The organism is Mycobacterium sp. 1423905.2 (genome assembly GCF_001673155.1).
Lineage (GTDB): Bacteria > Actinomycetota > Actinomycetes > Mycobacteriales > Mycobacteriaceae > Mycobacterium.
Genome location: NZ_LZLE01000180.1, coordinates 1 through 550, shown reverse-complemented (window position 1 = coordinate 550; position 550 = coordinate 1). Strand labels below are relative to the sequence as shown.

General features: G+C 62.0%; 2 protein-coding genes. Both read left to right on the top strand.

Translation table 11 applies throughout. The features are described from left to right. On the top strand, positions 1-273 hold a 273-nt coding region (locus tag A9W95_RS10725; protein ID WP_082983023.1), incomplete at its 5' end, for a WXG100 family type VII secretion target. Positions 274-287: 14 nt separating this feature from the next. Continuing rightward, positions 288-550: WXG100 family type VII secretion target (locus A9W95_RS10720; protein ID WP_067411914.1), on the top strand; the 263-nt coding region annotated here is incomplete at its 3' end.

Below are 550 nucleotides of genomic sequence, written 5' to 3'. Positions count from 1 at the left end.
CCGCATGCGATGCGGGCGATGGCGGGTCGTTTTGAGACTCATGCGCAGACCGTTGAGGATGAGGCGCGTCGGATGTGGGCGTCCTCGCAGAATATTGCGGGTGCCGGGTGGAGTGGGCAGGCTCAGGCGACGTCGCTGGACACGATGGGGCAGATGAATCAGGCGTTTCGCAACATCGTGAACATGCTGCACGGGGTGCGCGACGGACTGGTCCGCGACGCCAACAACTACGAGCAGCAAGAGCAGGCCTCGCAACAGATCTTGAGCAGCTAGGAAGGACCGTAGCGATGACGATCAATTACCAGTTCGGTGATGTCGATGCCCATGGCGCGTTGATTCGTGCGCAGGCGGCGAACCTGGAGGCCGAGCATCAGGCGATTGTGCGTGATGTGTTAGCGGCGGGGGACTTTTGGGGTGGTGCGGGTTCGGTGGCGTGTCAGGAGTTCATCACGCAGTTGGGTCGCAACTTCCAGGTGATCTACGAGCAGGCCAACAGCCACGGCCAGAAGGTGCAGTCGGCGGGCAGCAACATGGCCCAAACCGACTCCGC